This window comes from Streptococcus sp. oral taxon 431 (assembly GCF_023115445.1).
Classification (GTDB): Bacteria; Bacillota; Bacilli; order Lactobacillales; family Streptococcaceae; genus Streptococcus.
This window is the reverse complement of sequence record NZ_JALDUI010000010.1, coordinates 48,558-74,921: the sequence shown is the minus strand read 5'-3', so window position 1 is coordinate 74,921 and position 26,364 is coordinate 48,558. Positions and strand designations below refer to the sequence as shown.

The following is a 26,364-nucleotide window of genomic DNA, read 5'->3' as shown; positions in this document are numbered from 1 at the left end:
TAACGATTTTTTCCTTTTTTGACGAACTCTATTCCGTAACGATCAATCAATTTAATCATGTACCTAATATTAGAATTGTTTATCCCAAATTTATTTGAAAGCTTCTCTAAGCTATAGCCTTGTTTTCTAAGTTCATAGATCTGAACTTTATCATCATAAGTTAATTTCATAATAAAAATACCCCAAAAGTTAGATTTTTATGTCTAACTTTTGGGGTGCAGTTCATTCCAAGCGTTTTTTTCTTTTGTTAATTTTACTATATTTCAGTTCAATCTCTACCTTTTTCACTACCTTTTTTAGATAAATATATCATTTAGATATTGAAATTAAGCTCTGCTATCATTTCGATGGCAGAGCTTTTTAATGTTTGGTACACTACCTTCTTATCTATATTTTGATGGAGCTGAAGTTGACATCTACAAAGTTTAATGTTAAAATACATTCAAAAATATATTTGAATGAGGTGTTTTATGATTCAAAATGTTGTTACTTCAATAATCCTGTATTCTGGGACAGCCGTAGACTTACTTATTATCCTAATGTTATTTTTTGCCAAAAGAAAAAGCAGAAAAGACATCATTAACATCTATTTAGGACAATTTCTAGGCTCTGTTAGTCTAATATTGCTAAGTTTACTTTTTGCATTTGTCTTAAATTATATTCCTAGTAAAGAGATTTTAGGTTTGCTCGGTTTGATTCCAATTTTCCTAGGACTCAAAGTTTTGCTTTTAGGAGATTCTGATGGAGAAGCTATTGCAAAAGATGGTTTGCGCAAAGATGATAAAAACCTGATTTTTTTAGTCGCTATGATTACTTTTGCAAGTTGTGGTGCTGATAATATTGGTGTTTTTGTCCCATATTTTATTACCTTAAATTTAGCGAATTTGATAGTGGCTTTACTTACTTTTCTAGTCATGATTTATCTCTTGGTTTTTTCTGCCCAAAAATTGGCACAAGTCCCTTCTGTTGGAGAAACTTTGGAAAAATATAGCAGATGGTTTATTGCCGTTGTTTATTTAGGATTGGGGATGTATATCCTGATTGAAAACAACAGCTTTGACATGCTATGGACTATGTTAGGCTAGGAGAAAATATTATGAAAAAAGATAGTATCTGCCAAGTGAATATTATAAATCAACAAAATGTTACAACCGCAATGAACTACCTTGAAAAGGAAAAAGTCCAAAAATCACTTCGCATTTTAACAAAGTTTACCGATAATAAACAGATAAATATCATCTTTTATCTCCTTGCTGTTGAAGAACTCTGTGTCTGTGATATAGCCTGTTTACTAGATCTCAGTATGGCATCTGCCTCCCACCATCTTCGTAAACTAGCCAATCAAAACATCTTGGACACTAGAAGAGAGGGGAAAATTATATATTATTTTATAAAAGATGAGGAAATCAGAGATTTTTTTAATCAACTAGGATAACAACTATTTTTACGTCTAGAGCGTTTTTGTGTTGTTTAAGAAAATTAGATGTTGGTTTTAGATAACTACACATTTCAGATTTTTAAAACAAGATTTAATTGTTGATAAGTAGAAAGGATTATTGCTAAATATCTTGTTTATTGCCAATTAAAAGACGATAGAATCGTCATCCTACGGTGTTGTTGCTTTTTAAATGCAAGAAGTGACAGAAGGAAAATATAGAAAGCACCTTTTACATTTAATAGGCAGGCGGAAGGGTTCAAGAGGAAAAACTTGGAACTTTGAGTGTACCAATTGGGTAAATTACTAGTACATTAGATATTTTATAGATTTCGAAAGTAAATTGGAAGGATTTTCAAATTATCCCCTCAGCAAAAAAGCTGGAAACATTTGTCAGAGCTATTGACAAATGCGAAAGAATCAGATAGAATAGTAAAGTATGTTTAGTAACTGATCACTTTATAGCCGGCTAAACGAATACAAAATCTATGAGGAGGTATTCATCGTGAAACGTACTTATCAACCAAGTAAACTACGTCGTGCGCGTAAACACGGATTCCGTAACCGTATGTCAACTAAAAACGGTCGTCGCGTATTGGCAGCTCGTCGTCGTAAAGGACGCAAAGTTTTGGCTGCATAATCCAAACGAATTCAACAAAGAAGTCAGTAGGAACTCGAGTCTACTGGCTTTTGTTTTGCTCTAAAATAATAGTTTGTATAAGCTTTCTATTTTTTCTATAATAGTGTATAATATTTCATATACTATATAAATGGAGAATATTTATGAAAAAATCAAAAGCTCTCTTACTAGGGGCTGGAATTTTGAGTGCTAGCTTCTTGATGGTAGCTTGTAGCTCGACACAGTCAAATGCATCTGATAAAACCTACTCTTATGTATTTGCTAGCAATCCAGATACACTAGACTACATTACTTCGACACGTGGCTCGACATCCAGCATTACGACAAACTTGATTGATGGTTTGTTGGAAAATGATAAGTATGGCAATCTGGTTCCTTCCATGACTGAATCATGGACAGTATCAAAAGATGGTTTGACCTATACCTATAAAATCCGTCAAGGTGTCAAGTGGTATACCTCTGAAGGGGAAGAATATGCAGAGGTAACAGCTCATGACTTTGTGGCAGGCCTAAAGTATGCGGCGGATAAAAAGGCAGAAAACTTGTACTTGGTGCAAGACTCTATCAAAGGTTTGGCGGACTATGTTGAGGGTCAATCATCAGACTTTGAAACTGTCGGTATCAAGGCAGTCGATGACTATACTCTCCAATATACTTTGAACAAGCCAGAGTCCTATTGGAATTCTAAGACAACAGGTGGAATTTTAAGTCCAGTTAGTTAATGAAGCCTTTTTGAAATCTAAGGGGGATGAATTTGGAAGTGTAACTCCATCTAGTATCCTGTCAAATGGGCCATACTTATTCAAATCATTCACATCAAAATCTTTGATTGAGTTTGAAAAGAATCCTAATTACTGGGACAAGGATAATGTGAAGATTGAGAAAGTAAAACTTTCCTTCTATGATGGTTCAGATCAAGACAGTTTGGCTAGAGGATTCTTGGAAGGCAACTATACAGACGGACGTATCTTCCCGACAAGTTCTGTATTTGACCAGCTGAAAAAAGGGAATGAGGACAAGATTACTTATACTCCTCAAAATGCTATAACCTTCTACTATCTTTTCAATGTCAATCGTCAAAGCTACAAGCAAACCATGAAACAGACGGACAAAGAAAAGACGGATTCTCGTCTAGCAATGCAAAACAAAGACTTCCGTCAGGCTATTAACTTTGCCTTTGACCGTCATGCCTATGCTGCCCAGACGAATGGAGAAGATGGGGCTGATCGAATCCTTCGAAACACAGTCACACCAAGTAACTTTGTTCAAATCGGTGGCAAAAACTTTGGAGATGCTGTCAATGAAAAGATAGTCAACTATGGTACAGAGTGGTCTAATATCAATCTGAACGATGCTCAAGCTGCTTTCTTGGATCATGAAAAAGCCAAGGCTGAATTTGCCAAGGCTAAAGAAAGTTTGCAAGCAGAAGGCGTGACCTTCCCTATCCACTTGGATATGTTGGTTGACCAGACTGCTAAGTTGGACGTTCAGCAGGCAAGCTCCTTCAAGCAGACCGTTGAAGCAACGCTTGGATCAGATAATGTGGTTATTGATATCATTCAATTGTCACCAGATGAGAAAGACAATGCTACCTTCTTTGCGGATACCGCCGATCAAAAGGACTATGACATCGATATCTCAGGGTGGAGTGGAGATTTCTCAGATCCGAAAACCTATCTTGACCTTTTGGATCCAGACTCAGGTTCTCAGTTGAAAAATCTTGGCTTGACTCCAGGAAAAGACAATGAGATCAAGGAAAAAATCGGTTTAGCTACCTACAAGAAGTTGTTGGATGCGGCAGATAGTGAGAATGAAAATACGCAAACACGTTATGAAAAATTTGCCGAAGTTCAAGCTTGGTTGACAGATAGTGCTCTCTTCCTACCAGTTCAAAGTGCAGGAGCTAATCCAATCTTCCGTAAGACTGTACCGTTTACAGGGGCCTTCTCATTTGTAGGACACAAGGGAGATGCGGATAACTACAAATATGTTGAATTGCAAAAGGAACCTGTGACTGCTAAACAGTATCAAGAACTTTATGAAAAATGGCAAAAAGAAAAAGCGGAGTCTAATAAAAAAGCCCAAGAAGGTTTGGCTAACCACGTTCAATAGAAGAAGGTTATCAATAAAATTTTAATACTCTTCAAAAATCTCTTCAAACTGCGTCAACGTCGCCTTGCCGTAGGTATAGGTAACTGACTTCGTCAATCTTATCTACAACCTCAAAACCATGTTTTGAGCTGACTTCGTCAGTTTCATCTACAACCTCAAAGCAGTGCTTTGAGCAGCCTGCGGCTAGTTTCCTAGTTTGCTCTTTGATTTTCATTGAGTATAAGTCTAATTTTAGGGACTAGATTCAGAAAAAAGGCATTACCAGTAGCTTGTTGGTTCTGGTAATGCCTTTTCTTTATTCTTTCAAATGATATGAATAGCTGGCAACGACGACATCTTCGTGCCATCTGAGAGCATATTTTAATTTGAGGCTCATTTGATTGTGTAGGATATTTTGCCAAGGTTTGTTAGGGATAAATTGGGGTACTAGAACTGTAACTGTGTAGTTCTTTTTCTTGGCTTCTTGAGAGATTTTTCGAACATAGCGAACTGTAGGTGTGATGATATCGCGATAGCTAGTATTAATATTCTTTAAGGTAATATTTGGGAAATAGTCGGCAAATTCGTGGAGAATTTCTTGGTCTTTTTCTTCAGTTTCCTTGGTGGAAATGTGCATCGCCAAAACCTCATCTCCAATACTTTGAGCATAGTTAATCGCTCCAACGCTGACTCGAGTAACATTTCCTACTAAGACAAGGACGACATTGCCATCGTAGGCTTTCTTTTGAATTCCTTCATAAAGTCGAAGTTGTTTGGCCACTTTTTGGTAATGACTGTGGATGGACAAAAAGAGGAAGGTTAAGACTAGGATAATTGGGAAGAAGGGCCAGATATCTCCAAGTCTGAAGAAGAGTAAGATAAGAACGATGGCATAACAAATGATGGCACCTAGGATATTTGCAAAGGCAGATTTTAAGAAATGAGAGCCTTTTTCTTTTTTCCAGTGGCGAATCATCCCTGTTTGAGAAAGTGCGAAAGGTACGAAAACTCCAATAGTATAAAGAGGAATCAAGCGTTCTGTATTTCCGTTGAAAATGAGCAGAAGGATCATAGCGCCAAAGGCTAAGGTCAAAATACCGTTTGAATAACCCAGGCGGTCTCCCTTTTCCATAAAGAGATGGGGCATGTACTTGTTTTTAGCCATATTGTAAGCCAACATCGGAAAGGCAGAAAAACCAGTATTTGCAGCAACGGCTAGGATTAGAGCAGTTGAGAATTGGAAGAGATAATAAACAATCTGACCGATAGTTGAATCCCCTAAAATTCCTTTAGCCATTTGTGAGAGAATTGTTTCTCCGTGTTGAGGTGTAATCCCCATCCAGTAGTTTAGGAAGGTAATTCCTGCAAATAGAAATCCAAGAATCAGAGACATGATGGTCAGTGTCTGAGCAGCGTTCTTCTCTTTTGGGGTCTTGAAAAATGGAACAGCATTTGAGATGGCTTCAACCCCGGTTAATGAAGCTGAACCGCTGGTAAAGGCTCTTAAAATCAGGACAATTGAGAGACTTGGGACAGTTTGACCAATTGCAGAAGTTGCATGATAGCTGAGAGAACCTGTCAATAGTTGGAAAATACCAAACAATAAGAGGAAGACCGTACTAAAGATAAAGAGATAGACAGGGATCATCAGAGAACTAGCAGATTCCTTCAAGCCTCGCAGATTTAAAAGCATGAGTAAACAGACCAAAAAAATGGAGATGTGGAGGTTGTAGGGATGGAGAGCAGGAAGTGCTGCTGTGATCGCATCCGCACCTGCAGCCACGGATACGGCAACTGTTAGCATATAGTCAACAAGCAGACTTCCCCCAGCAATCAAACCTAACTCAGGGGAGAGGTTTTCTCGAGTAACCATATAGGCACCCCCACCTTGAGGGTAGGCGTGAATGATTTGTCGGTAAGAAATGGTTAGACTAGCAAGTAGCAAGAGGACAAAAATGCCGATAGGAAGACTCCACCAAATAGCGAGGGGAGAAAGACTAGCCAAGACAAGAACGACCTGCTCAGGTCCATAAGCAATAGAAGATAGGGCATCACTTGAAAGCATTGCAAGTGCCTGTGTTTTTCCAAGTAGTCCTCCCTCGCCTTCAGTTAAGGACTTAAGGGGACGACCAATAAAGGTATATTTTAATTTTGCAAACATTTTCTTTCCTTTTCTGAAAATTTCAACAAGAGTTATTATACTGCTATGAAAAAAGGTCGTCAAGAAAAAATGAATGATTTCAAAATATTTTTTCCTATAAGAATGAGACTAGTTTTTTGGTATAATAGAAGGTAGAAAAAACGAGGGAATATAAATGATTTTTGATACACATACCCACTTGAATGTGGAAGAATTTTCAGGAAGAGAAGCAGAAGAAATAGCCTTAGCAGCTGAAATGGGTGTGACTCGGATGAATATTGTTGGTTTTGACAAACCGACTATTGAGCGTGCTCTAGAATTGGTGGACAAGTATGACCAACTCTATGCGACAATTGGATGGCATCCAACAGAGGCAGGGACCTATACAGAGGATGTTGAGAATTACCTGTTGGAGAAACTAAAACATCCTAAAGTGGTTGCCTTGGGTGAGATTGGTTTGGATTATCATTGGATGACAGCCCCTAAAGAAGTGCAGGAGCAAGTTTTCCGCCGTCAGATTCAGCTATCTAAGGAACTAGACTTACCATTTGTGGTTCACACCCGTGATGCGCTAGAAGATACCTATGAGATTATTAAGAGTGAGGGAGTTGGTCCTCGTGGCGGGATTATGCACTCATTCTCAGGTTCTTTGGATTGGGCAGAGAAGTTCGTGGAGCTTGGGATGACTATTTCCTTTTCTGGAGTGGTGACCTTTAAAAAAGCGACAGACATTCAAGAGGCGGCCAAAGAATTGCCTTTGGATAAGATTTTGGTAGAGACAGATGCGCCTTACTTGGCACCCGTTCCCAAGCGTGGTCGCGAAAACAAGACAGCTTACACACGCTATGTAGTGAACTTTATTGCAGATTTGCGTGGCATGACAACAGAAGAATTAGCTGCTGCGACAAGTGCAAATGCGGAACGAATTTTTGGATTGGAACGTAAATCATGAAAAAGAAAATTTCCCAAGTCATCGTAGTCGAAGGGCGTGATGATACGGCCAATCTCAAACGTTATTTTGATGTGGAGACCTATGAGACTCGTGGCTCCGCTATTAATGAGCAGGATCTTGAGCGTATCCAACGTCTACACCAACATCATGGGGTGATTGTCTTTACAGATCCTGATTTCAACGGGGAACGCATACGTCGGATGATTATGACCGCCATTCCGACAGTGCAACACGCTTTTCTCAAACGTGATGAGGCAGTTCCTAAATCTAAGTCCAAGGGACGTTCTCTAGGAATTGAACACGCTAGCTACGAAGACTTGAAGATAGCCTTGGCGCAAGTGACAGAGCAATTTGAAGCAGAAAGCGACTTTGACATTAGCCGTAGTGACTTGATTCGTCTTGGTTTTCTAGCAGGCGCAGATAGCCGAAAACGCAGAGAATATCTAGGAGAGAGTCTACGTATTGGTTATTCCAATGGGAAACAACTTCTCAAGCGTTTAGAATTATTTGGCATCCGTTTAGCTGAAGTTGAAGATGCCATGAAATCGTATGAGTAGGTGTGAATGTAGCCTATAAAATCACTTTGCTTTCAAAGTTTTTTTCGAAGCAGGTAGAAGAGGAGGCGTCTGATGTTAATTGGTCAAAAAATTAAAGAGATTCGGGTGGGGAAAGGCATTAGCCGTCCAGATTTTTGTGGAGATGAGCAAGAACTGACGGTTCGTCAACTATCACGAATCGAAAGTGGCGCTTCACAACCAAGTCTTCCCAAGTTAGACTACATTGCACGCCGTTTAGGAGTTCCAGCTTATAGCCTTATGCCAGATTTTACAGCCCTTCCTTCTGGTTACCTGGAGCTGAAATACCAGATTTTACGTGAACCAATCTATGGTAAAGAAGAGGAATACGATAAGAAAGAAGCATGCTTGGAAGAGATAGAGAATTTATTTTATGAGCAACTTCCTAGTGAGGAAAAAGTATGGTTTGATGCTACTAGAGCAACGATAGATGTTATTCGAAGTGGACGATCGGAATATGGGGAGACTGTGCTGGACGACTATTTTAAAAGAATTTATAATAAGGAATTGTTTTTGATAAATGAATTAGAGGTTATAAATTTGTATTTTGCTACGGTGCTTACAAAGATAAAACAAGGTCACAATCAGAATTTAGAAATTGACAGAATTCATTCGTTTTTATTTCGTTTGACAAATCACGTAGAATTAATTGCACCAGAATATCTTTTTGCGTTAAGTAATACTTTGTTTTCAGGTCTAGCTTGCTTGGATAATTTATCGTCTTATGATTCGCTATCAACTTATATATTCAGCCTTAATCAGATAATGGAAAAGACACAAGATTTTCAAAAAAAAACCAATAGTATTAATGTTGGAGTGGAAATTATCCCTGATAATAGAGAAAGATTATGTCTCTGCCGAACAGCTCTATCAAAAATCAAAGATATTCGCTGATATAATAGGGAATTCTTATTTAGTTACCATGTTGGAAAAACAATGGCAAGAAGATTTAAAAAAATATTTATAAAAATAGTGGGACAATGACAAAAATGTCACTACGGTTATCGCAAAACAGTTCTAAAGTTCGTCTTTAGAGCTGTTTTTTTAGATATAAGCTAAAAATGACAAGAAATGGTTAGATTTGAAGGACATTGATGTCATTGGTAGTGTGATAAATATGGAGTATAATAATTATAAAAAATCATTTCAGGGTGTTATTTTAACAATTTAGATAAAAACAAATAATTTTAGAATATCATTTGATAATATAATAGTATCAACGTTGATAATGGAAAGAGGAGCAAGTAACTCAATAATCTTGCTATAAAATCAGAGGAGAAAACAAAATGAAAAACAAAATTATAACAAAAACAGTAGTTGCTTTAAGTTGTTTTTTAACCTTAAGTACTGTTGCTCTTCCTTCTGCAACTGTTTTTGCTACTACATCTTCGGTTTCAGATAAAGCAACTCAACTTTCAAAACGTTCTAAGGCAATTAATAGTGAAGGAAAGCATATCTATGTAGATAATGGACGTATCTTAGAGTTTGATAAGGACACTGTTTCACAAGAGGATATTCAAGCTGCCAAAATGGACAGAGGGAAGTGGTCTACTGCAGTTAAAGCTATTCGAAAAGGTTATAATAGAGTCCCTTCAAATGTTAAAAGATGGATAAATCAATATATAGGTTTAAATGCGATACTGGGAACACTAGATCACTTTACTGGTTGGATTGAAGACGGAATCTACCAGGCCTGTAAGAGTGCAGGTATGCCAGATTGGATGGCTTGGACAGTAGCTAAAGCCTTGACCTTAATAGCACTATAGTTTATGAAAAAATTAATAAAATATATCCCATTCTTCTTTTGTTTACTATATTTAATAAACGGAATACTTGATCTATACACTTTAAATATTTTAGGTGCAATTTTTAAAATTATAATTAGTACTTTGGGTATAATAGTCACATATCCGTTTTATAAAGAAGGAAACGAATAATTTAAAGAAAGAATTTTGTAGTCAGTCTTATTTAGTTGTTCTTGTGCATAGTATGAATAATTCGTGTTTACCATTTGCGAGTGATAAATAATGAACTTTAAAAAATCGAAGCCATAAAGAAGCTGATTTTTTTGAATGTATGTTTCAGGAGAATCAGTAAGCCAGCTTTTAAAGATTACCAAACACTATCTTCCTTCACGAGGGAAGATAGTGTTTTAGTGTGATTTTCACCCCAAAATACCAAGGGAATATGATACAATAGAAGTAATCATATACGGTTTAATCAGGCTTGATAGCAAGCATTAGAAAAGTGCTCCACGGTATTAGCCTTGTGTGGAGTTAATGAGGAAAAGTTATGGGAATCTTTGATTTTTTAAAAAAGACGGAAACTGCAGAGGCAACTGAAATAACTAAAGCACAGAATGAAAGAGAAGAATCTAAAAACAATGCATGTGTGGGAGTTTTGGACTTTCTCCCTATGAAGGAAACGAATCAATTATTGATTGTTGGGAGTTTAGAAGGGACTCTCAAGGTTGGGGATCAGTTGCAGTTTTGCAATCCCGACCAAGGAATGGAAAGTCTTGGTACTGTAGAAGTTAAAAAACTTAGCAGTCAAAACAAAGATGCAGATAGTCTAACTGATGAAGTTCTTGCCCATCTAGTGGTTGATAGGACTCCTTCTTTGGATAAACTGAAAAAGGGAAGTGTGCTCTTTAGCTCAGGTATTGAGGAAGAACAAAAATTATCTAGCTACTCGGATGCTCTGTATCGTGCTTTTGTAGCCATCCAAGAGGGTCAGTTAACAAATGAAGACTATTTGGCAGCTAGCCTTGATGACAGCGTAGAGATTTTACGTCTCTTTTTATGGAAATGCCGTCAAAATCAGAAAACTGAAAGTGAAGAAAGCTATCAATCCAACACTCGCAAGTTGGAAGGTCTAGCGGAAATCGTCAAGGACAAGTTGTTAGCAGCAGATTCAGTTTATGCAGTTTATTCGGAAAAAACAGGAGAACCTTACCTCTTTTCAACTACTTATGATAGAGGTGAGGAAGGTTATCTGTGTACTGATCCCATGATCATGCTTTTGACACCATCTTGGTATCGCCAATTCAAGGAAACCATTGATAGTCGACCAAACTCAGTCGTCAAACTGATTGAAAATACGGAAGATAAAAAAGGGATTGAAAATTTCCTAGGGACAGCTTTTTACTTAAATGGTGCCTTGGGAGCAATCTTTAATTCCAAGGAAGTCAGCATCAGTGCCTCAGCCTTGGTTCAAAAACCAGATTTTTCTGATTTACCAGAAATACAAGTTCCTGTCATGAATCCTGATTTAGTAAGATGGATGTTGTTGATGGGACAATTGGATAGCCCGACGACAGAAGAGCAAGAACTAGTTTATGGGCTTTACTACAAGTTCTTCTCTATGGCTATGCCTAAAGCAAAGTTCTTGCTGCCACTGGATGCGGAATCAGGATTCCCAGAAAATGGGCAAGAAGGTAACTCCTTTGTCTTGGAAAAAGATGCAAGCTTTAATATTCCGACCAGAGAAGGAAAAGATGGACGAAATTCTGTTCCAGTATTTACTGATTGGAAACGTCTACGAATGGTCTTTGATGAAAAGTGGAATGGCATGATTGAAGAAGCTGGAGGCATGATTGAAGGCTTTGACTATGCCATAAACCCAACTGAATACTATGAAGCGGGTGCTTATGTTAGTCTAACAGCTTTTAAAGACATGCAAAAGCTCAGTGAGAAACTAGAAGGCAGAGCTAACGGTTAAAGAGTGCTTTAATAAATAGAAAAGAGAATAAATGAGAATTGCAGATTATAGCGTGACCAAGGCAGTGCTGGAGCGTCACGGTTTTACCTTTAAAAAATCCTTCGGGCAAAATTTCTTGACCGATACCAATATCCTTCAAAAAATTGTGGATACGGCTGAGATTGATGATCAAGTCAATGTTATCGAAATCGGGCCAGGGATAGGTGCCTTGACGGAATTCTTAGCTGAGCGTGCAGCTGAAGTCATGGCCTTTGAGATTGATCACCGCTTGGTACCAATTCTAGCGGATACCTTACGTGATTTTGACAATGTGACAGTAGTCAACGAAGACATTCTCAAAGTTGACTTGACGCAGCACATCCAGAATTTTAAAAATCCTGATTTGCCAATCAAGGTAGTAGCCAACTTACCCTACTATATCACGACACCTATTCTCATGCACTTGATTGAAAGTGGCATTCCGTTTAGTGAGTTTGTGGTTATGATGCAAAGAGAAGTGGCAGATCGTATCTCTGCTAAGCCAAATACCAAGGCTTACGGCAGCTTGTCCATTGCCGTTCAGTATTACATGACAGCCAAGGTTGCTTTTATTGTACCTCGTACGGTCTTTGTGCCAGCACCCAATGTGGATTCAGCTATCTTAAAAATGGTACGTCGCCCAGAACCGGCTGTAGCAGTAAAAGATGAGAACTTCTTCTTTAAGGTTTCCAAGGCTAGTTTCACCCATCGTCGCAAGACCTTGTGGAACAACTTGACAGGTTACTTTGGGAAAACTGAGGAAATCAAGGACAAGCTGACCAAGGCTTTGGACCAGGCAGGCTTGTCACCATCTGTACGTGGTGAAGCTCTTGGCTTAGAAGAATTTGCTAGTCTAGCAGATGCGCTTAAAGGACAAGGACTCTAAGATGCAGGGACAAATCATTAAAGCCTTGGCTGGCTTCTACTATGTGGAGAGTGAGGGCCAGGTTTATCAAACACGCGCTCGTGGGAATTTTCGAAAAAAAGGCCATACGCCCTATGTTGGAGATTGGGTAGATTTTTCTGCGGAGGAAAATTCCGAGGGTTATATCCTCAAGATTCACGAACGAAAAAATAGTCTGGTTCGTCCACCCATTGTCAATATTGACCAAGCCGTTGTCATTATGTCCGTTAAAGAACCTGACTTTAATAGCAACTTGCTGGATCGCTTCTTGGTTCTTTTAGAGCACAAGGGCATTCATCCCATCGTTTATATTTCTAAAATGGATCTTTTGTCAGAACGAGGAGAGCTGGATTTTTACCAGCAGACCTATCGTGCTATTGGTTACGACTTTGTGATGAGTAAAGAGGAACTCTTACCCTTGTTGACAGACAAAGTGACAGTCTTTATGGGGCAGACAGGTGTTGGGAAGTCAACTCTCCTTAATAAAATTGCACCTGACCTCAATCTCGAAACAGGAGAAATCTCAGACAGTCTGGGTCGTGGTCGCCATACTACTCGAGCTGTTAGTTTTTACAATCTCAATGGTGGGAAAATAGCAGACACACCAGGATTTTCATCTCTGGATTATGAAGTGTCAACAGCAGAAGACCTTAATCAGGCCTTTCCAGAAATTGCCTCTGTTAGTCGAGACTGCAAGTTCCGTACTTGTACGCATACTCATGAGCCTTCCTGCGCGGTCAAGCTAGCAGTAGAAGAGGGGATTATTGCTACCTTTCGTTTTGATAACTATTTGCAATTCCTCAGTGAGATTGAAAATCGCAGAGAAACCTATAAAAAAGTCAGCAAAAAAATACCAAAATAAGGAGAAACCTATGTCTCAATACAAGATTGCTCCGTCAATTCTGGCAGCAGATTATGCCAACTTTGAACGTGAAATTAAACGCCTAGAAGCAACTGGGGCAGAATATGCCCATATCGATATCATGGATGGTCACTTTGTGCCACAAATCAGCTTTGGCGCAGGTGTGGTCGAAAGTCTTCGTCCTCATAGTAAGATGGTCTTTGACTGTCATTTGATGGTCTCTAATCCTGAACACCATCTAGAAGATTTTGCGCGTGCAGGGGCAGATATCATCAGTATCCATGTAGAAGCAACGCCTCATATTCATGGTGCCCTCCAAAAAATTCGCTCTCTTGGTGTCAAACCTTCTGTTGTTATCAATCCTGGTACGCCTGTCGAGGCGATTAAGCATGTCCTTCACCTAGTTGACCAAGTCTTGGTCATGACGGTTAACCCTGGCTTTGGTGGGCAAGCTTTTCTGCCTGAAACCATGGACAAGGTCCGTGAGCTGGTTGCCCTTCGTGGTGAAAAAGGCTTGAACTTTGAAATCGAAGTGGATGGCGGGATTGATGATAAAACGATTGCTCAAGCTAAAGAAGCTGGTGCGACCGTTTTTGTAGCAGGTTCCTATGTCTTTAAGGGAGAAGTCAATGAGCGAGTACAAACTCTCAGAAAACAACTGGACTAGGGTTGCCGTTTTTGCTGGCGGAGACCGCGGTCATTATCGAACGGATTTTGATTGCTTTGTTGGTGTAGATCGAGGCTCGCTCTGGGTCTTGGAAGAAAATCTGCCTCTTGCTCTAGCAGTCGGAGATTTTGATTCTGTGACCGAAGAAGAGCGACAGGTGATTCAAAAATGTGCCCAGCATTTTGTCCAAGCCCGACCAGAAAAAGATGATACCGATTTGGAATTGGCTCTCTTAACCATCTTTGAGCAAAATCCTCAGGCTCAGGTTACTATTTTCGGTGCTTTGGGTGGCCGTATTGATCACATGCTGGCCAATGTTTTTCTTCCTAGCAATCCCAAGTTGGCGCCTTATATGCGCCAGATAGAAATTGAGGATGGGCAAAATTTGATTGCCTATTGTCCAGAAGGGACCAGTCAGCTAGAACCCCGCTTGGACTATGACTATCTAGCCTTTATGCCGGTTCGGGATAGCCAGCTGACTATTCTCGGTGCCAAGTATGAGTTGACAGAGGACAATTTTTTCTTTAAAAAAGTGTACGCTTCTAACGAATATATAGATAGGGAAGTTTCGGTGACTTGCCCAGATGGCTATGTGGTCGTGCTACATAGTAAGGACAGGAGGTAGGATGGAAAGTTTACTTGTTCTATTATTGATTGCCAACCTAGCTGGACTCTTTCTGATTTGGCAGAGACAGGATAAGCAGGAAAAACATCTGACCAAGAGCTTGGAGGATCAGGCAGATCACTTGTCAGACCAGTTGGATTACCGTTTTGAACAAGCCAGACAAGCCAGCCAGTTGGACCAAAAAGATTTGGAAGTGGCTGTCAGCGACCGTTTGCAGGAGGTGCGAATCGAATTGCACCAAGGCTTAACTCAAGTTCGTCAAGAAATGACTGAGAATCTCCTCCAAACCAGAGACAAGACTGACCAACGCCTCCAAGCCTTGCAGGAATCAAATGAGCAACGCTTGGAACAGATGCGCCAAACGGTCGAGGAAAAGCTAGAAAAGACCTTGCAGACACGCTTGCAGGCCTCCTTCGAAACGGTTTCTAAACAACTGGAATCTGTCAATCGAGGTCTGGGTGAAATGCAAACTGTTGCGCGAGATGTCGGTGCGCTAAATAAAGTTCTTTCTGGAACCAAGACCCGAGGAATTCTGGGTGAATTACAACTGGGGCAGATTATTGAAGATATCATGACACCTGCCCAGTATGAACGAGAATTTGCAACGGTTGAAAATTCTAGTGAACGTGTGGAATACGCCATCAAGTTACCTGGGCAAGGTGACCAGGAATATGTCTATCTACCGATTGATTCTAAGTTTCCCCTGGCGGATTATTACCGTCTGGAAGAAGCCTATGAAGCAGGTGATAAGGATGAAATCGAACGCTGCCGTAAGTCTCTCTTAGCAAGCGTCAAGCGTTTTGCCAAGGATATCAAGAGTAAGTACCTGGCGCCACCTCGGACAACTAATTTTGGAGTCTTGTTTGTTCCGACAGAAGGTCTCTATTCAGAAATTGTTCGCAATCCAATTTTCTTTGATGATTTGAGACGGGAGGAGCAAATTATCGTTGCAGGTCCAAGTACCTTATCAGCCCTACTCAATTCTCTATCGGTTGGCTTCAAAACTCTCAATATCCAAAAGAGTGCTGACCATATCAGTAAAACCCTTGCTAGTGTCAAAACCGAGTTTGGCAAGTTTGGTGGGATTCTGGTTAAGGCACAAAAGCATCTCCAACATGCCTCTGGCAATATTGATGATTTATTAAACCGTCGTACTACAGCTATCGAGCGAACGCTTCGTCACATTGAGTTATCAGAAGGTGAGCCTGCGCTTGATTTGCTCCAATTCCAAGAAGATGAGGAAGAATATGAAGATTAGTCACATGAAGAAAGATGAGCTTTTTGAAGGCTTTTACCTGATCAAGTCAGCTGACCTGAGACAGACACGGGCTGGGAAAAACTACCTAGCCTTCACCTTCCAAGATGATAGTGGAGAAATCGAAGGGAAGCTCTGGGATGCTCAACCCCACAATGTTGAAACCTTTACAGCAGGGAAAGTAGTCCATATGCAAGGTCGTCGTGAAGTGTACAACAATACGCCTCAGGTTAATCAAATCACCCTTCGCTTACCACAACCTGGCGAACCAAATGACCCAGCGGACTTCAAGGTTAAATCTCCAGTAGATGCCAAAGAGATTCGTGAGTATATGGCGCAGATGATTTTCAAAATTGAAAATCCAATTTGGCAGCGAATTGTTCGGAATCTCTACACCAAGTATGACAAGGAATTCTACTCCTATCCAGCTGCTAAGACCAACCATCATGCTTTTGAAACAGGTCTTGCTTATCATACTGCCACTATGGTTCGTTTGGCAGAAGCAATTGCAGATATTTATCCTCAGCTCAATAAGAGTTTGCTCTATGCGGGAATTATGTTGCACGACCTTGCCAAGGTTATCGAGTTGACAGGTCCTGACCAGACAGAGTACACAGTAAGAGGAAATCTTATCGGTCATATCGCTCTGATTGATAGCGAAATTACCAAAGCGGTAATGGAACTTGGCGTTGATGATACCAGAGAAGAAGTTGTACTTCTTCGCCATGTCATTCTCAGTCACCATGGTCTCCTTGAGTATGGTAGTCCAGTTCGTCCTCGAGTGATGGAAGCAGAAATTATTCATATGATTGATAATTTGGATGCCAGCATGATGATGATGACAACAGCTCTGGCCCTTGTTGATGAGGGAGAAATGACTAATAAAGTCTTTGCTATGGACAATCGTTCCTTCTACAAGCCGAAATTAGACTAGAAACTAAAAAAATGAACTTTATTTAGGCAATAAAGTTCGTTTTTTTGCTTTAGTGTGATATAATGAGAAAAAGACTAAATAAAAAAGAATGGTAAAAATATAATGAAATTAAGAAGAAGTGATCGGATGGTTGTCATTTCCAATTACTTGATTAACAATCCATACAAATTAACCAGTCTCAACACTTTTGCGGAAAAGTATGAATCTGCCAAATCGTCTATTTCTGAAGATATCGTCATCATTAAGCGTGCTTTCGAAGAAATTGAAATCGGTCATATTCAAACGGTGACAGGTGCTGGTGGTGGTGTTATTTTTACACCATCGATCTCTACCCTTGAGTCTAAAGCGATTATCGAAGAGCTTCGTGATAAACTTTCAGAGAGTGACCGTATTCTTCCAGGTGGCTACATTTATTTATCTGACCTATTGAGCACTCCAGCTATTTTGAAAAACATCGGTCGCATTATTGCCAAGAGCTTTATGGATCAGAAGATTGATGCCGTTATGACTGTTGCGACCAAAGGGGTTCCGCTCGCAAATGCAGTGGCAAATGTCCTCAACGTACCATTTGTCATTGTCCGTCGCGACTTGAAAATCACTGAAGGTTCAACTGTTAGTGTCAACTATGTTTCAGGTTCTAGTGACCGTATCGAAAAGATGTTCCTTTCAAAACGTAGCCTCAAAGCAGGAAGTCGTGTCTTAATCGTCGATGACTTCTTGAAGGGTGGAGGAACCATTAACGGGATGATTAGCCTCTTGTCTGAGTTTGATTCAGAGTTGGCTGGTGTAGCTGTCTTTGCTGATAATGCACAGGAAGACCGTGAACAACAGTTCGACTACAAGTCACTCTTGAGAGTCACAAATATTGATGTGAAGAACCAACAAATTGCTGTTGAAGTTGGAAATATCTTCGATACAGAAAAATAAGAATTGACTTGAAATACAAAGGTTGGAACTTTCGTCCCAGCCTTTCTTTGATAATGAATATGAAGGAGTCCTATGAAAACACCATTTATTAAACGTGATGCCTTAGAAAAGATTGTTGAGGAGTTTCCAACCCCGTTCCATCTTTACGATGAAAAAGGGATTCGTGAGAAAGCACGCGCAGTAAACAAAGCCTTTTCTTGGAATAAGGGCTTTAAAGAATACTTCGCAGTTAAAGCAACCCCAACACCAGCTATCTTGAAGATTTTGCAAGAAGAAGGATGTGGAGTGGATTGTTCTAGTTATGTCGAACTCTTAATGAGTCATAAACTAGGATTTGCAGGTTCCGATATGATGTTCTCATCTAATAATACTCCAGATAGAGAATATGCCTATGCTCGTGAATTAGGTGCGACGATTAATTTAGATGCCTTTGAAGATATCGAGCATTTGGAACGTGCAGCAGGCATCCCAGAAATCATCTCTTGCCGTTACAATCCTGGTGGCGTATTTGAACTGGGTACGGACATTATGGATAATCCTGGTGAAGCTAAGTTCGGGATGACTAAGGAACAGCTTTTTGAAGCCTTTGCCATCTTGAAGGAAAAGGGAGCTAAAACCTTTGGGATTCATTCCTTCCTAGCTTCCAATACAGTGACCCATCTCTACTATCCAGAATTAGCACGTCAGCTTTTTGAATTGGCAGTAGAAATCAAGGAAAAGTTAGGTATTTCACTGGACTTTATCAACCTTTCTGGAGGTATCGGAGTTAACTATCGCCCAGATCAAGAGCCTAATGACATCGCTTTGATTGGTGAGGGAGTTCGTCAGGTTTATGAAGAGGTTTTGACACCAGCAGGTCTTAGTCAAGTTAAGATCTTTACAGAACTAGGACGCTTTATGTTGGCACCTCATGGAATTTTAGTCACAAAAGTAACTCATAAAAAGAAAACCTACCGTACTTATCTAGGAGTAGATGCGTCAGCTGTTAACCTGATGAGACCAGCTATGTACGGTGCTTACCACCACATTACTAATATGATGCATCCTGATGGTCAGACTGAAGTAGTTGATGTTGTTGGCTCTCTTTGTGAAAACAACGATAAGTTTGCAGTTAATCGTGAACTACCTCAAACAGAAATTGGTGATTTGTTAGTCATTCATGATACAGGTGCCCATGGCTTCTCTATGGGATACCAGTACAATGCTAAACTTCGTTCGGCAGAGATTCTCTATACAGAGGACGGTGGTGCTCGACTAATCCGTAGAGCAGAGCGACCAGAGGACTATTTTGCGACTCTCTATGGGTTTGACTTTGACAAGGATTAATAAATATTTTGAAAATCATGAAAGTTGAAAGTGAAAAACAGATTGTTTTCTAAAAAATAGGCAAAATCTGTGGTTTTTCTTTTCAGTCATGGTATAATAAAGACTATAAAACGTTTTCAAGGAAGGTAACGATATGTCTGAGGAAATAATTGACTATGGACAAGTGACAGGAATGGTGCATTCGACAGAGAGTTTTGGGGCGGTAGATGGCCCTGGAATTCGTTTTATTGTCTTTTTGCAAGGCTGTCAGATGCGTTGCCAATACTGCCATAACCCTGATACTTGGGCTATGGAAACCAATAAATCTCGTGTACGAACAGTAGATGATGTTCTAGAAGAAGCGCTTCGTTATCGTGGTTTCTGGGGAGACAAGGGAGGTATCACAGTCAGCGGAGGAGAAGCCCTCTTGCAGATTGATTTCTTGATTGCTCTCTTTACTAAGGCAAAAGAAAAAGGTATCCACTGTACCTTGGATACTTGTGCCCTTCCATTCCGTAACAAACCACGCTATCTAGAAAAGTTCAACAAGTTAATGGCCGTGACAGACTTGGTTCTCCTTGATATCAAGGAAATCAACGAAGCACAACACAAGATTGTAACCAGTCAAACCAATAAAAACATCTTGGCTTGTGCCCAGTACTTGTCAGAAATCGGTAAACCTGTTTGGATTCGTCACGTTCTTGTACCTGGATTGACAGACCGCGATGAAGATTTGATTGAACTTGGTAAGTTTGTAAAAACTCTCAAAAATGTTGATAAGTTTGAAATCTTGCCTTATCACACTATGGGTGAGTTCAAATGGCGTGAACTTGGGATTCCATATTCCCTTGAAGGAGTTAAACCTCCAACAGCAGATCGTGTCAAAAACGCTAAGGAATTGATGGATACAGAAAGCTATCAAGATTACATGAAACGTGTACATGGATAAAATGAAAGAAGAGGTCGGGATTTTTTCTCGGCCTCTTTTTGACTATAGAAAAGGCTCAGCATTTAAGCTAAGCCTTTTATTTTTTATTTAGAATGTTGTTTTCCAGCATTGCGTTTTTTGTTTTTCTTCTTGTTAGAAGTTGTGATAGCTGTTGCTGGTTCAGGGGTTACATCTTTACGAGTGCTTGAAGTTTTGCTTGCTTTTGGTGGGTTCTTAGCAAATTCTTCACGTACTTTTTTACGAAGTTTTGGACGAACGATGTAGTTGATGATAAATTGTTGAAGAATCATCATGAAACCACCGACAACCCAGTAAAGTGTAACGCTGGCTGGTGAGAAGACAGAGAACACGACAATCATGAGAGGGCTCATATAGAGCATCTTCTTGATTTGTTCTCTTTGAGTTTCATCCTCAACTCCATGAAGAGAAAGGAGTGATTGAAGATAGTAAAGGATACCAGCAAAGGCAACCAAAATCATACTAGGTGAGCCTAGAGGAATTCCTAGGTAGCTTGCTTGGGCAACTCCTTCAGTATGTTGGGCAGCAAAGTAGATAGCAGAGAAGAAAGGCATTTGAATGAGGATAGGGAAACATCCCACGCCGCCAAACATGCTGATGCCGTGCTCTTTTTGAGCAGCAAAGAGAGCTTGTTGAGCTTCTAATTTTTCTTCTTGAGTTGTTGCTTCTTTCAGGCGAGTCTGATGTGGCTCAAGGACATGCTTGAGAGCGTTCATCTTTTCAGAGTGGAGGGTTGCCTTCCATGATTGGTAGATACCAAGTGGGAGGATAATCAAGCGGACGATAATGGTTACGATGATGATTCCAACACCGAAACCGAGGCCTTGATCATTGGCGAAGTATTTGATAGCTTCTCCCATCGGAGCACCCAAGAAATCCCAAACAGGTCCAGTTGGGAGTCCTGTTGATTTATCAACCTGGACACAACCCGTTAAGACTAATAGCATAGTCACTCCCATGACTGAGAGAGCGATTCGTTTAATTGATTTCACTGTTTTTATTCCTTCTTTAAAAATTATACCTTTCTATTCTACTGTTTTTTTAGAAAATATACAATAGTTCTGGAGACCTAATTTGCGATTTTGAAGTCTGAATAAGATGGAAAGTTACTCAATTGAACATCAAGATAGGTTACTTTAGAGAATGGGGTAGGGCCTTTTCGGATCTCTTGGATAAACTTGGCCATGATGGCTGAAGATTCTGCTTGGGCAAGGATTTCAACGGTTCCGTCATCGTTATTCCAGACACGACCCGTAATGCCACCTAGTTCTAGAGCTAGGGTATAGACACCCCAGCGGAAGCCCACTCCTTGGACGCGACCTTGGGCGATCATTTTAACCTTTTGCATACCAAACCTCCTTGATTGTGTTATAATATTTCTATGACTATTATAACCTCTAAAGCCAATTCTGTGGTAAAAAATGCCAAGAAATTGCATCAAAAAAAATATCGCAAATCTTCTTATTTAATTGAGGGATGGCATCTGTTTGAAGAAGCTATTCAAGCAGGTGCAAAGATTGAGAAAATTTTTGCTCTCGCAGAGTATGGTGAAAAATTAGTAGACTATCCTCAGACTGTCCTTGTGACAGAAGAAATCTTGCTCGATTTAGCAGATTCTCAAACGCCTCAAGGCATTGTTGCCATTGTTCAAAAGGAGGAGGAGCATTTACCAGATTTGAGCCAAGGAAAGTATCTCTTTTTAGAAGATGTGCAGGATCCTGGAAATGTTGGGACCATGATTCGGACGGCAGATGCAGCAGGTTTTTCTGGAGTCATCGTTTCCAGCAAGTCAGCAGATATCTATAGCCTCAAAACGCTTCGCTCCATGCAAGGCAGTCATTTCCATTTGCCGATTTATCGTATGCCTGTTGAAACATTTGTTGAAGAGGCTAAAAAGAATCACCTGCCCATTCTAGCCACCACCTTGTCTCAAAATTCTAAAGATTATCGTGAACTGGTTCGTCAAGAGGATTTCGCCTTGGTCATGGGAAATGAAGGTCAAGGCATTAGTCCATTCATGACAGACCAGGCAGATCAATTGGTCCACATCAGCATGAAAGGACAAGCGGAAAGCCTCAATGTCGCTATTGCTGCAGGCATACTCATGTTTTATTTGAGTTAAATGATTTGATTTTTGTTATAATCAGTAAAAAGATTTCATAAGGAGAAAAAGATATGAATCAAACAATTATTCAAGAACGTTCAGGTTTGAATCAATTTTATGCAAAAGTTTATGCTTTTGTAGGAGTTGGGATTGCCTTATCCGCACTTGTTTCAGCCTTGATGTTAACAACTTTCCAAGACCTTCTTGTTCAGTTGATGTTTAATGCCCGCATATGGCTAATCGTGACAGGAGTAGTTGAAGTTGCTCTTGTAATTGCAGCAAGTAATATGGCTTATAAAAATAGCCCAGCAGCTCTTCCGATGTTTCTCATCTATTCAGTAGTGAACGGTTTTTCACTGAGTTTCATCGTATCACTCTATCTACCAGGAACAGTTCTAACGGCTTTCATTTCTAGCGCTGCCCTCTTCTTTGTCATGGCAATTATCGGAGTTGTGATTAAAAAGGACTTGAGTGGTATCGGGCGTGCTTTGATTGCAGCCTTGGTAGGTCTCATTTTAGCTATGATTGTTAATGTATTCTTAAACAGTGGTCTCTTCGACTACATTATCAGTATTGTCATGGTTCTTGTTTTTGCAGGTTTGATTGCTTGGGATAACCAAAAGATTCGCTATGTTTATGAAGAATCAAATGGTCAAGTCGCTACAGGTTGGGCAATTTCTTTGGCGCTTAGCCTCTACCTTGACTTTATCAACCTTTTTCTTAGCTTCTTGCGTATCTTTGGAAGTGACGATTAATACTTTTAGAGCTCAAATGAGCTCTTTTTTAAATTTTTACTTTTATTTTTACTAGCAAAAGGGTATAATCATCTTATTATTCAAAAGGAGAGATGTATGAAGAAAAGTTTTATCCATCAACAGGAAGAAATTTCCTTTGTAAAAAATACCTTTACCCAGTATTTGAAAGATAAGTTAGAAGTTGTAGAAGTGCAGGGTCCAATCTTGAGTAAGGTTGGGGACGGGATGCAGGATAACCTTTCAGGGATTGAACATCCAGTTTCTGTTAAGGTTTTGCAAATTCCAGATGAATCTTATGAGGTGGTACATTCGCTTGCTAAGTGGAAACGCCATACCTTGGCTCGTTTTGGTTTTGGCGAGGGTGAAGGCCTCTTTGTTCACATGAAGGCCCTTCGTCCAGACGAAGATTCACTAGATGCGACTCACTCGGTTTATGTTGACCAGTGGGACTGGGAAAAGGTCATTCCAAACGGACAGCGCAATCTTGCCTATCTTAAAGAAACGGTAGAAAAGATTTATAAGGCGATTCGTTTGACAGAGTTAGCAGTGGAAGCACGCTACGATATTGAGTCAATTCTACCTAAACAAATTACCTTTATCCATACTGAAGAGTTGGTGGAACGCTATCCAGACTTGACACCTAAAGAACGTGAAAATGCTATCTGTAAGGAGTTCGGTGCGGTCTTCCTAATTGGTATCGGTGGAGAATTGTCAGATGGAAAACCTCATGACGGACGTGCACCAGACTATGATGACTGGACAACTGAGTCTGAAAATGGCTATCATGGCTTGAATGGGGACATCCTTGTTTGGAATGATAATTTGGGTGCAGCCTTTGAATTGTCTTCAATGGGCATTCGTGTCGATGAAGACACCCTCCGTCGCCAAGTAGCTATCACAGGAGATGAAGACCGTTTAACTTTAGAATGGCATAAGGCTCTCCTAAATGGACTCTTCCCATTGACAATCGGTGGAGGAATCGGCCAATCTCGTATGGCTATGTTCCTGCTTCGTAAGAAGCACATCGGTGAAGTCCAAACCAGTGTTTGGCCGCAAGAAGTGAGAGATACCTACGAAAATATTCTTTAATCAATCGAGCCGTAAGGTTCGATTTTCTTTTTTTGATAAGAATTTGGTATAATATACGGTATGAAAATCGTATCAGGAATCTACGGAGGGCGTCCGTTAAAGACGCTGGACGGTAAAACGACAAGGCCAACATCAGACAAGGTTAGGGGCGCTATTTTTAATATGATTGGTCCCTACTTTGAAGGTGGACGTGTGTTAGATCTTTATGCTGGTAGTGGCGGTTTATCCCTCGAGGCTGTCTCAAGGGGAATGTCCAGTGCAGTACTGGTTGAGAAAGATCGCAGGGCCCAGAGTATTGTCGCAGAAAATATTCGGATGACTAAGGAAACCTCTAAATTTCAATTATTGAAAATGGAATCCAGTCGTGCATTAGAACAGGTTGATGGTGTCTTTGATCTAATTTTTTTAGATCCTCCCTATGCCAAGGAGCAAATCGTGTCAGATATTGAAAGAATGGCAGAGAGAAATCTTTTTTCAGAAGATGTCATGGTGGTATGTGAGACCGATAAATCAGTAGAACTTCCAGAAGAAATCGCTTGTTTGGGCATCTGGAAGGAAAAAATATATGGGATTAGTAAGGTGACGGTTTATGTCAGATAAGATTGGGCTATTTACAGGTTCCTTTGATCCGATGACCAATGGACATTTGGATCTCATTGAGCGTGCAAGTAAGCTCTTTGATCAATTGTATGTGGGAATTTTTTATAATCCTCATAAAACAGGATTTTTGGCGATAGAGAGCCGAAAGAAAACTGTTGAAAAAGCAGTGGCCCATCTGAATAATGTCAAAGTCATAGCTTCTCACGATGAATTAGTCGTTGATGTTGCTAGAAAATTAGGTGCAGAGGTCTTGGTGCGTGGCTTGCGTAATGCAACAGATCTTCAGTATGAAGCCAGTTTTGATTTTTACAACCATCAACTAGCAGGAGAAATGGAGACAATCTATCTCCACAGTCGCCCAGAGCATGTATACATCAGCTCTTCAGCTGTGAGAGAACTATTGAAATTTGGTCAAGATATCAGCGGGTATGTACCAAATGCTGTCCTAGAGGAGTTAAACAATGAAGAAAAAAACTAGATGGCCCTTATATCTCATTATTGGGCTCATTATCACTTTTATCGCTTTTACAGTGCCCCTGCCTTATTATATCGAGGTGCCAGGAACTTCTGAAGATATTCGAAAGGTTTTACAAGTTAATAACCAACCTGACCAAGAGGAAGGTTCCTATCAATTTGTGACAGTTGGAGTTAAGCACGCTAGACTGGTGGACTTAGTCTATGCTTGGCTAACACCTTTCACGGACATACATAGTGCCAAAGAGATGACTGGTGGTTCATCAGATGCGGAATTTATGAGAATCAACCAGTTTTACATGGAAACTTCGCAAAACATGGCCAAATATCAAGGCTTGAAAACGGCCGGTAAGGAAATTGAGCTTAAATACTTAGGTGTCTATGTTTTGACTGTAACAGATAACTCGACTTTCAAGGGAATTCTTAATATTGCTGACACCGTAACAGCTGTGAATGACAAGACTTTTGAGAGTTCTAAGGATTTAGTTGAGTATGTCAATTCTCAAACCCTGGGAGATAAGGTTAAGGTTACTTATGAGGAGGATGGGAAAGTTAAGACTGCCGAAGGAAAGATCATTACTCTGGAAAATGGGAAAAATGGTATCGGAATCGGCTTGATTGACCGTACTGAAGTATCTAGTGATATTCCAATCAAGTTTTCAACGGCTGGCATTGGTGGTCCTAGTGCTGGGATGATGTTTAGTCTATCCATCTATACGCAAATTGCAGATCCCACTCTTCGAAATGGACGCATCATTGCTGGTACAGGAAGTATCGACAGAGATGGGAATGTTGGTGATATTGGTGGAATTGATAAAAAGGTTGTGGCCGCAGCTAAGAAAGGAGCAACTGTATTCTTTGCTCCTAACAATCCAGTAACTGAAGAAACTAAAAAAGCAAATCCAAATGCTAAGAGTAATTATGACACAGCTCTAGAAGCAGCTCAAATGATTAAAACAGACATGAAAATCGTTCCAGTCAAAACGCTTCAAGATGCGATTGACTATTTGAAAAACAATCCCTAAACAGTAGGCAAATCCCTAAACTAGCGTAGAAAAAAAGAAGATGGTATAATAGGCAAATGATTCAATTGTTTTTTACCCTTAGTAGTCATATGTTTTTTATCTATCTAGTCTTTCAACTTTTGAAAGACCTGGTTAAATGGGATCGGATTTTGAAGGTGACCAAGGACAATGCGGGGAAGATTCGACTCTTGGTAGTATTGTGTAGTATCGGTTTAGGATATCTAATTAGTTCCTTTTTCCTAAATCTCTACCAACTCTGGCAAGAAGCAATTAGAGCGCTATTCTAAAATTGTAAGTAAA

The 26,364-nt window shown here is 40.0% G+C and carries 29 protein-coding genes and 2 pseudogenes; 25 read left to right on the top strand and 6 right to left on the bottom strand.

Annotated features, from left to right (window positions below):
- Positions 1-170: transposase (locus M1R56_RS06680; protein ID WP_142352860.1), on the bottom strand; the 170-nt coding region annotated here is incomplete at its 3' end.
- Between the two features lie 143 nt (positions 171-313).
- Positions 314-442 (bottom strand): FanG protein, encoded by a 129-nt coding sequence (locus M1R56_RS06675; RefSeq protein WP_248035209.1) that lies wholly within the window; start codon positions 440-442, stop codon positions 314-316.
- A 28-nt stretch (positions 443-470) separates the two neighbouring features.
- Here M1R56_RS06675 and M1R56_RS06670 point away from each other — a divergent pair, with 28 nt between their 5' ends.
- The 4 genes and pseudogenes from M1R56_RS06670 to M1R56_RS06655 all read left to right on the top strand — a co-directional run bounded on the left by M1R56_RS06670 (position 471) and on the right by M1R56_RS06655 (position 4,187).
- A complete protein-coding gene (locus M1R56_RS06670; protein ID WP_348982768.1) occupies positions 471-1,085 on the top strand; it encodes a CadD family cadmium resistance transporter in 615 nt (204 codons plus the stop codon).
- 11 nt (positions 1,086-1,096) lie between these two features.
- A complete protein-coding gene (gene cadX / locus M1R56_RS06665) occupies positions 1,097-1,435 on the top strand; it encodes a Cd(II)/Zn(II)-sensing metalloregulatory transcriptional regulator CadX (protein WP_049549049.1) in 339 nt (112 codons plus the stop codon).
- Between the two features lie 505 nt (positions 1,436-1,940).
- Positions 1,941-2,075, top strand: coding sequence for a 50S ribosomal protein L34 (rpmH, locus tag M1R56_RS06660; RefSeq protein WP_000831905.1), 135 nt, complete (start codon positions 1,941-1,943; stop codon positions 2,073-2,075).
- 143 nt (positions 2,076-2,218) lie between these two features.
- Positions 2,219-4,187: pseudogene (locus M1R56_RS06655) on the top strand (peptide ABC transporter substrate-binding protein).
- Between the two features lie 43 nt (positions 4,188-4,230).
- Here the strand turns inward: M1R56_RS06655 and M1R56_RS06650 are convergent.
- Both M1R56_RS06650 and M1R56_RS06645 read right to left on the bottom strand, forming a co-directional pair.
- Positions 4,231-4,401, bottom strand: a complete 171-nt coding sequence (locus tag M1R56_RS06650; RefSeq protein WP_248035205.1) for a hypothetical protein — start codon at positions 4,399-4,401, stop codon at positions 4,231-4,233.
- An 81-nt stretch (positions 4,402-4,482) separates the two neighbouring features.
- Positions 4,483-6,327, bottom strand: coding sequence for an APC family permease (locus M1R56_RS06645; protein ID WP_248035202.1), 1,845 nt, complete (start codon positions 6,325-6,327; stop codon positions 4,483-4,485).
- Between the two features lie 154 nt (positions 6,328-6,481).
- Between M1R56_RS06645 and M1R56_RS06640 the strand changes: the two genes are divergently transcribed.
- The 14 genes and pseudogenes from M1R56_RS06640 to pflA all read left to right on the top strand — a co-directional run bounded on the left by M1R56_RS06640 (position 6,482) and on the right by pflA (position 19,999).
- Entirely contained in the window at positions 6,482-7,258 is a 777-nt protein-coding gene (locus M1R56_RS06640) for a TatD family hydrolase (protein WP_248035201.1), read from the top strand.
- On the top strand, positions 7,255-7,815 hold the full coding sequence (rnmV, locus tag M1R56_RS06635; RefSeq protein WP_248035199.1) for a ribonuclease M5: 561 nt from the start codon (positions 7,255-7,257) through the stop codon (positions 7,813-7,815). Before M1R56_RS06640 ends, rnmV begins: the two co-directional genes overlap by 4 nt.
- Positions 7,816-7,887: 72 nt before the next feature.
- Positions 7,888-8,800: pseudogene (locus M1R56_RS06630) on the top strand (XRE family transcriptional regulator).
- Positions 8,801-9,119: 319 nt separating this feature from the next.
- Positions 9,120-9,599 (top strand): hypothetical protein, encoded by a 480-nt coding sequence (locus M1R56_RS06620; protein WP_223338769.1) that lies wholly within the window; start codon positions 9,120-9,122, stop codon positions 9,597-9,599.
- Between the two features lie 526 nt (positions 9,600-10,125).
- Positions 10,126-11,553, top strand: a complete 1,428-nt coding sequence (locus M1R56_RS06615; protein WP_248035195.1) for an SseB family protein — start codon at positions 10,126-10,128, stop codon at positions 11,551-11,553.
- Between the two features lie 31 nt (positions 11,554-11,584).
- Positions 11,585-12,457, top strand: a complete 873-nt coding sequence (rsmA, locus tag M1R56_RS06610) for a 16S rRNA (adenine(1518)-N(6)/adenine(1519)-N(6))-dimethyltransferase RsmA (protein WP_248035193.1) — start codon at positions 11,585-11,587, stop codon at positions 12,455-12,457.
- Position 12,458: 1 nt separating this feature from the next.
- A complete protein-coding gene (gene rsgA, locus M1R56_RS06605; RefSeq protein WP_248035191.1) occupies positions 12,459-13,337 on the top strand; it encodes a ribosome small subunit-dependent GTPase A in 879 nt (292 codons plus the stop codon).
- Positions 13,338-13,347: 10 nt separating this feature from the next.
- On the top strand, positions 13,348-14,004 hold the full coding sequence (gene rpe / locus M1R56_RS06600) for a ribulose-phosphate 3-epimerase (RefSeq protein ID WP_248035189.1): 657 nt from the start codon (positions 13,348-13,350) through the stop codon (positions 14,002-14,004).
- A complete protein-coding gene (locus M1R56_RS06595; RefSeq protein ID WP_248035187.1) occupies positions 13,967-14,629 on the top strand; it encodes a thiamine diphosphokinase in 663 nt (220 codons plus the stop codon). Before rpe ends, M1R56_RS06595 begins: the two co-directional genes overlap by 38 nt.
- Before the next feature lies 1 nt (position 14,630).
- Complete coding sequence (locus M1R56_RS06590) at positions 14,631-15,887, top strand: DNA recombination protein RmuC (RefSeq protein WP_248035185.1); 1,257 nt, start codon at positions 14,631-14,633, stop codon at positions 15,885-15,887.
- Positions 15,877-16,818, top strand: coding sequence for a 3'-5' exoribonuclease YhaM family protein (locus tag M1R56_RS06585; protein WP_248035183.1), 942 nt, complete (start codon positions 15,877-15,879; stop codon positions 16,816-16,818). The genes M1R56_RS06590 and M1R56_RS06585 overlap by 11 nt, the downstream gene beginning before the upstream one ends.
- Positions 16,819-16,920: 102 nt before the next feature.
- Positions 16,921-17,745, top strand: coding sequence for a pur operon repressor (gene purR / locus M1R56_RS06580; RefSeq protein ID WP_045762704.1), 825 nt, complete (start codon positions 16,921-16,923; stop codon positions 17,743-17,745).
- 72 nt (positions 17,746-17,817) lie between these two features.
- Positions 17,818-19,071: a diaminopimelate decarboxylase gene (locus M1R56_RS06575; protein ID WP_153225131.1), complete on the top strand. Its 1,254-nt coding sequence runs from the start codon at positions 17,818-17,820 to the stop codon at positions 19,069-19,071.
- 133 nt (positions 19,072-19,204) lie between these two features.
- Positions 19,205-19,999, top strand: coding sequence for a pyruvate formate-lyase-activating protein (pflA, locus tag M1R56_RS06570; RefSeq protein WP_001287990.1), 795 nt, complete (start codon positions 19,205-19,207; stop codon positions 19,997-19,999).
- An 83-nt stretch (positions 20,000-20,082) separates the two neighbouring features.
- On the opposite strand, the gene yidC is transcribed toward pflA, so the two are convergent.
- Entirely contained in the window at positions 20,083-21,009 is a 927-nt protein-coding gene (yidC, locus tag M1R56_RS06565; RefSeq protein WP_248035181.1) for a membrane protein insertase YidC, read from the bottom strand.
- A 77-nt stretch (positions 21,010-21,086) separates the two neighbouring features.
- Entirely contained in the window at positions 21,087-21,365 is a 279-nt protein-coding gene (locus M1R56_RS06560) for an acylphosphatase (RefSeq protein WP_248035179.1), read from the bottom strand.
- Positions 21,366-21,398: 33 nt separating this feature from the next.
- On the opposite strand from M1R56_RS06560, the gene M1R56_RS06555 reads away from it, so the two are divergent.
- The 7 genes from M1R56_RS06555 to M1R56_RS06525 all read left to right on the top strand — a co-directional run bounded on the left by M1R56_RS06555 (position 21,399) and on the right by M1R56_RS06525 (position 26,351).
- Positions 21,399-22,139: an RNA methyltransferase gene (locus tag M1R56_RS06555; protein ID WP_248035177.1), complete on the top strand. Its 741-nt coding sequence runs from the start codon at positions 21,399-21,401 to the stop codon at positions 22,137-22,139.
- 53 nt (positions 22,140-22,192) lie between these two features.
- The gene (locus M1R56_RS06550; RefSeq protein ID WP_248035175.1) at positions 22,193-22,876 is read left to right on the top strand and encodes a Bax inhibitor-1/YccA family protein; all 684 of its coding nucleotides are present in this window, start codon (positions 22,193-22,195) and stop codon (positions 22,874-22,876) included.
- A 96-nt stretch (positions 22,877-22,972) separates the two neighbouring features.
- Entirely contained in the window at positions 22,973-23,965 is a 993-nt protein-coding gene (gene asnA / locus M1R56_RS06545) for an aspartate--ammonia ligase (RefSeq protein ID WP_248035173.1), read from the top strand.
- 60 nt (positions 23,966-24,025) lie between these two features.
- Positions 24,026-24,565 carry a 16S rRNA (guanine(966)-N(2))-methyltransferase RsmD gene (gene rsmD, locus M1R56_RS06540; protein WP_248035171.1) on the top strand — a complete coding sequence of 180 codons (540 nt, stop codon included), beginning with the start codon at positions 24,026-24,028 and terminating at the stop codon, positions 24,563-24,565.
- Positions 24,555-25,043, top strand: a complete 489-nt coding sequence (coaD, locus tag M1R56_RS06535) for a pantetheine-phosphate adenylyltransferase (RefSeq protein ID WP_248035169.1) — start codon at positions 24,555-24,557, stop codon at positions 25,041-25,043. Before rsmD ends, coaD begins: the two co-directional genes overlap by 11 nt.
- Positions 25,027-26,064, top strand: a complete 1,038-nt coding sequence (locus M1R56_RS06530) for a SepM family pheromone-processing serine protease (RefSeq protein WP_248035167.1) — start codon at positions 25,027-25,029, stop codon at positions 26,062-26,064. Before coaD ends, M1R56_RS06530 begins: the two co-directional genes overlap by 17 nt.
- Positions 26,065-26,120: 56 nt before the next feature.
- Positions 26,121-26,351, top strand: a complete 231-nt coding sequence (locus M1R56_RS06525) for a DUF1146 family protein (protein ID WP_248035165.1) — start codon at positions 26,121-26,123, stop codon at positions 26,349-26,351.
- Positions 26,352-26,364 lie beyond the last annotated feature (13 nt).

Bases quoted from the DNA above. Each gene is read 5' to 3' on its own strand.
- M1R56_RS06675 (WP_248035209.1), bottom strand. From the start codon at position 442: ATGTATTTTAACATTAAACTTTGTAGATGTCAACTTCAGCTCCATCAA.
- M1R56_RS06670 (WP_348982768.1), top strand. From the start codon at position 471: ATGATTCAAAATGTTGTTACTTCAATAATCCTGTATTCTGGGACAGCC.
- cadX (WP_049549049.1), top strand. From the start codon at position 1,097: ATGAAAAAAGATAGTATCTGCCAAGTGAATATTATAAATCAACAAAAT.
- M1R56_RS06650 (WP_248035205.1), bottom strand. From the start codon at position 4,401: ATGAAAATCAAAGAGCAAACTAGGAAACTAGCCGCAGGCTGCTCAAAG.
- M1R56_RS06645 (WP_248035202.1), bottom strand. From the start codon at position 6,327: ATGTTTGCAAAATTAAAATATACCTTTATTGGTCGTCCCCTTAAGTCC.
- M1R56_RS06640 (WP_248035201.1), top strand. From the start codon at position 6,482: ATGATTTTTGATACACATACCCACTTGAATGTGGAAGAATTTTCAGGA.
- rnmV (WP_248035199.1), top strand. From the start codon at position 7,255: ATGAAAAAGAAAATTTCCCAAGTCATCGTAGTCGAAGGGCGTGATGAT.
- M1R56_RS06620 (WP_223338769.1), top strand. From the start codon at position 9,120: ATGAAAAACAAAATTATAACAAAAACAGTAGTTGCTTTAAGTTGTTTT.
- M1R56_RS06615 (WP_248035195.1), top strand. From the start codon at position 10,126: ATGGGAATCTTTGATTTTTTAAAAAAGACGGAAACTGCAGAGGCAACT.
- rsmA (WP_248035193.1), top strand. From the start codon at position 11,585: ATGAGAATTGCAGATTATAGCGTGACCAAGGCAGTGCTGGAGCGTCAC.
- rsgA (WP_248035191.1), top strand. From the start codon at position 12,459: ATGCAGGGACAAATCATTAAAGCCTTGGCTGGCTTCTACTATGTGGAG.
- rpe (WP_248035189.1), top strand. From the start codon at position 13,348: ATGTCTCAATACAAGATTGCTCCGTCAATTCTGGCAGCAGATTATGCC.
- M1R56_RS06595 (WP_248035187.1), top strand. From the start codon at position 13,967: ATGAGCGAGTACAAACTCTCAGAAAACAACTGGACTAGGGTTGCCGTT.
- M1R56_RS06590 (WP_248035185.1), top strand. From the start codon at position 14,631: ATGGAAAGTTTACTTGTTCTATTATTGATTGCCAACCTAGCTGGACTC.
- M1R56_RS06585 (WP_248035183.1), top strand. From the start codon at position 15,877: ATGAAGATTAGTCACATGAAGAAAGATGAGCTTTTTGAAGGCTTTTAC.
- purR (WP_045762704.1), top strand. From the start codon at position 16,921: ATGAAATTAAGAAGAAGTGATCGGATGGTTGTCATTTCCAATTACTTG.
- M1R56_RS06575 (WP_153225131.1), top strand. From the start codon at position 17,818: ATGAAAACACCATTTATTAAACGTGATGCCTTAGAAAAGATTGTTGAG.
- pflA (WP_001287990.1), top strand. From the start codon at position 19,205: ATGTCTGAGGAAATAATTGACTATGGACAAGTGACAGGAATGGTGCAT.
- M1R56_RS06560 (WP_248035179.1), bottom strand. From the start codon at position 21,365: ATGCAAAAGGTTAAAATGATCGCCCAAGGTCGCGTCCAAGGAGTGGGC.
- M1R56_RS06555 (WP_248035177.1), top strand. From the start codon at position 21,399: ATGACTATTATAACCTCTAAAGCCAATTCTGTGGTAAAAAATGCCAAG.
- M1R56_RS06550 (WP_248035175.1), top strand. From the start codon at position 22,193: ATGAATCAAACAATTATTCAAGAACGTTCAGGTTTGAATCAATTTTAT.
- asnA (WP_248035173.1), top strand. From the start codon at position 22,973: ATGAAGAAAAGTTTTATCCATCAACAGGAAGAAATTTCCTTTGTAAAA.
- rsmD (WP_248035171.1), top strand. From the start codon at position 24,026: ATGAAAATCGTATCAGGAATCTACGGAGGGCGTCCGTTAAAGACGCTG.
- coaD (WP_248035169.1), top strand. From the start codon at position 24,555: ATGTCAGATAAGATTGGGCTATTTACAGGTTCCTTTGATCCGATGACC.
- M1R56_RS06530 (WP_248035167.1), top strand. From the start codon at position 25,027: ATGAAGAAAAAAACTAGATGGCCCTTATATCTCATTATTGGGCTCATT.
- M1R56_RS06525 (WP_248035165.1), top strand. From the start codon at position 26,121: ATGATTCAATTGTTTTTTACCCTTAGTAGTCATATGTTTTTTATCTAT.